This is a genomic window from Nocardioides sp. NPDC057577 (genome assembly GCF_042801335.1).
Classification (GTDB): domain Bacteria; phylum Actinomycetota; class Actinomycetes; order Propionibacteriales; family Nocardioidaceae; genus Nocardioides.
Genome location: NZ_JBHVGB010000290.1, coordinates 1 through 3,732, shown reverse-complemented (window position 1 = coordinate 3,732; position 3,732 = coordinate 1). Strand labels below are relative to the sequence as shown.

General features: G+C 71.8%; 1 protein-coding gene. It reads left to right on the top strand.

The window, feature by feature from the left end; all coding sequences use genetic code 11:
* The first annotated feature begins 168 nt into the window (after positions 1-168).
* Positions 169-3,729: an ATP-binding cassette domain-containing protein gene (locus ACFU7D_RS29020; protein WP_378873823.1), complete on the top strand. Its 3,561-nt coding sequence runs from the start codon at positions 169-171 to the stop codon at positions 3,727-3,729.
* The last annotated feature ends 3 nt before the right edge of the window (positions 3,730-3,732 follow it).

The following is a 3,732-nucleotide window of genomic DNA, read 5'->3' as shown; positions in this document are numbered from 1 at the left end:
GTGCCGGGCCGTCGTCCTGTGTCAGGACACCTTCCCGGCGTACGTGACCTTGGTCTCCAGATCTTTCTTCTGATTCCTATAGATGCAGGTCAGCATCGTGTTTGTGGCCGGGTGAGGGCGGAAAACCTTTAGGTGGGTGTCGGTGGTCGCGCATACCGTGATCTTCTGATGACTGCGACCCTCTCGACTCCGCCCGCGCCCACCTCAGGCAAGGCTCTCGGAGTCCCCGCCGACCCTGCCGACCCGAGCCGGCAGGTCGACTGGCGACGCCTGAAGGGGCCGGTGACGGTCGCGGCGCTGATCGCGCTGGCGGTCGCCATGGTGGGCCAGTCGATCGGCACCGTCGTGGCCGGGCGGCTGGCCGAGAACCCGACCGCGAGCCTGGTCGGCTGGCTGGCGCTGTGCGTGATCGGCGCCTCGCTGGTCGACTCGACCGCGAAGATCGCCTGGGTCGGGGTCTCCGACCGGGTCGAGGGCAAGCTGCGCGAGGACGTGCTCCAGGCTGCCATGCGTCAGCCGCTCTCGGAGCTGAGCGAGCAGGCCGTCGGCGAGATCCTCGACCGGGTCGACGACGACTCCCACGAGGTCGGCAACCTGCTGCGCTGGCAGCTGTGGATGCTCTTCCGCTCGGTCTTCGCGGCGCTGCCGATGTGGATCGTGGCCAGCTTCACCTGGTGGCCGGCGGCGATCCTGTTCCCGCTGCTCGCCGTGGTGACCTGGTTCGTCATCCGTCGGCTGCTGGGCAAGATCTCCGAGCTCAAGGTCATCGAGGAGGCGTCCTGGACCGACCATGCCGCCGTGCTCGAGGAGGGCATCGCGGGGCGTGACGACCTGCGTACGAGCCTGGGCCAGGACCACGTGGTCGCCCGAGTGGCGAGGCTGTCGGCGACGGTCCACGAGAAGTTCCGTGCGGTCGTCACGGTCGAGGCCAAGGTCGGTCGTCGCGCCGGGGTGCTGCTCCACTCGCTGCTGGCCGGCATCGGTCTGGCCGGAGTGGCGCTCGCCGCGACCGACCGTCTCGGGATCAGCGCGCTGGTGACGTTGTTCCTGGTCACGAGCACGTTCGTGGGCCAGATCGCGATGCTCGCCAACCACCTGCCCGACATTCAGGCCGGCCTCGGCGCGGTCATCCGGCTGCGTCAGATGATGGGTTCCGAGCCGGAGCCCGAGGGCGGCGCGCCCGTGCCCGACGGGGGAGCGCTGGAGGTCGACCTGCGCGACCTGACCTTCTCCTACGCCGAGGGCACCTTCGCCCTCCAGGGCATCTCGCTCACGGTGCCGGCCGGCGACACCATCGCCCTGGTGGGCCGCACCGGCTCGGGCAAGTCGACGCTCGCCTCGCTGCTCTCCCGGGCGGTCGAGCCGCCGCGCGGCTCGGTGTTCCTGGGCGACGTGGACGTACGCGACCTCGACCTGCAGCAGCTGCGCGCCTCCGTGGGAGTGGTGACACAGCGCACCGAGATCCTGGCCGGCACGCTCGCGGAGAACATCGCGCTCTTCGACGACGAGCGTCCGCGCGAGGACATCGAGCGGGCGGTCGCCCGGCTCGGGCTCTCCGAGTGGGTCGGGGGTCTCCCCGACGGGCTCGACACCCTGCTCGGCCCCGGCGGCACCTCGTTGTCGGCGGGGGAGGAGCAGCTGGTTGCCTTCGCGCGGCTGCTGGTGCGCGACGTACGGGTGGTCGTGCTCGACGAGGCGACCGCGCGGATGGACCCGCTCACCGAGCGCCGGGTGGTTGCGGCCGCCGACCGGCTGCTGACCGGGCGCACGGGCATCCTGATCGCCCACCGGCTCTCCACCATCGAGCGCGCTCCTCATGTGGCCGTGCTCGACCACGGCCGGGTGATCCAGCACGGCCTGCGGGCCTCGCTGGCGACCGCGCCCGGGCCGTTCCGCGACCTGCTGGAGGCCAGCCGCACTGATCACCACGACTCGCCGTCGCCGGACGCCAAGCCAGTCGACCACTCCACCCTCGACCATGTCGCGGAGGGCAACGTGGGCGGCAAGCGTCGCTCGGGCGCTCCGCCGGACGTCCCCGAGGTCGGCACCGGGCCAACTCTCGCCCGGGGGATCCTGCACGCCCTGTTCCTGCGCCCCGAGTGGGGTGTCGCGGGTGCGCTGCTCTTCCTGTTCGCCTCGATGACTGGTGCGCAGGGTGCCTTCACCGGGCTCCTGTGGGGCCGGATCGTCGAGTCTCTGCAGGACGGCGGCAGGCCGACGGTGATGTCGGTGCTGCTCGTGGTCAGCCTGCTGGCCGCGCCGCTGATGCTCGCCGACGCCTTCTACCGCTACCCGCGCTGGTGGATCGAGGTCATGCTGCGGGCGCGGATGGCTGTGCTCTACGGCCAGACCCGCCAGCACCGGCTGACGCGTACGCCGCCGGGTGAGGTCGTCGCTCGCTCGATGGACGCGGACCGCTACGCCCGCTACGCCGACCGCTGGGTCGACTTCGTCAACGGCCTGGTCATCGCGACGATCACCGCCCTGCTGGCGGGCACCGCGCTCGCGGGCGCCGTGCTCCTGGTCGTCATGATCGCCTCGGCGCTGGCCTCCGCGGTCGGCCGGCCGATCGCCGGCCGCTCCGCCACGGCCTCCTCCGCCGCTCGCGCTCGGTTCGGTCGCGCGGTGGTCTCCGCGCTGGAGTCCGTACGCACCGTGAAGCTGGCCGCGGCCACACCGCAGGTCCACGCCCACCTGCAGCACGTCGACTCTGGCCGGGTCGAGGCAGCGGTGAAGGAACACCGGGTGCAGGCATTCCTCGACGGGGTCCCCGCGCTCATGGTGCAGTGCGGCGTCGTGGCTGCCTGGGGGATCTACTTCGGCGGTGGCTGGGGTCTGGCCACGGCGCTGCTGGTGGCCAACGCCGTCTCGGGCTTCGACTGGTTCGGCCGGGTGGCCGGAATGGTCGTCACCGAGGCTCCGGGCACGCGTGCGTGGCAGAAGGAGACCAGCCGGTTCGCCGGTGGTCGCGACCTGATGGACCTGCCGCCGGGCGTCGACCTGGTCTCCGGTGAAGCGCCGGATCCGGGTCCGGTCGACCAGGTGCCGCTCGACTCCCTCGAGATCTCGGCCCTGTCAGCGGTCCACGACGACGGCACGATCGGTGTCTCCGACGTCTCGCTCACGATCTCGCGCGGCGAGCTGGTCCTGCTCGTGGGGCAGGTCGGCTCCGGAAAGTCGTCCCTGCTGGCGTCGCTGGCCGGCCTCATCGAGCACACCGGCACCATCCGGTGGAACGACGAGCTGGTCCAGGACCCGCAGTCCTTCCTGAGGCCGGGGCAGGTGGCGTACGTCGCCCAGGTGCCACGGGTGCTCTCCGGCACCTTCGCCGACAACATCCGCCTGGGCCACGACCGACCCTTCGACAGCCCGGTCGCCGACGCGCGGCTCGAGCTCGACGTCAAGGAGGCGGGCGGCGCGGACGCGATCGTCGGTCACCGTGGCGTACGGCTCTCCGGGGGGCAGGTCCAGCGCCTCGCCCTCGCACGAGCGCTGGCCGCCGACACCGAGCTGCTCCTGGCCGACGACGTGTCCTCGGCGCTGGACGCCGCGACCGAGATCGAGCTCTGGCGGGCGCTGCGCGACCGGCACACGACGGTCATCGGAGCCACCTCGAAGCGAGCCGCTCTCGCCCAGGCCGACCGCGTCGTCGTCATGGTCGACGGCGAGATCGCCGCTGTGGGTCCGTGGGCCGAGCTCGCCCCGGCCTGGTCCCACCTCGCCGGCTGACCC

Coding starts and splice junctions, on each gene's coding strand:
- ACFU7D_RS29020 (WP_378873823.1), top strand. CDS start 169: ATGACTGCGACCCTCTCGACTCCGCCCGCGCCCACCTCAGGCAAGGCT.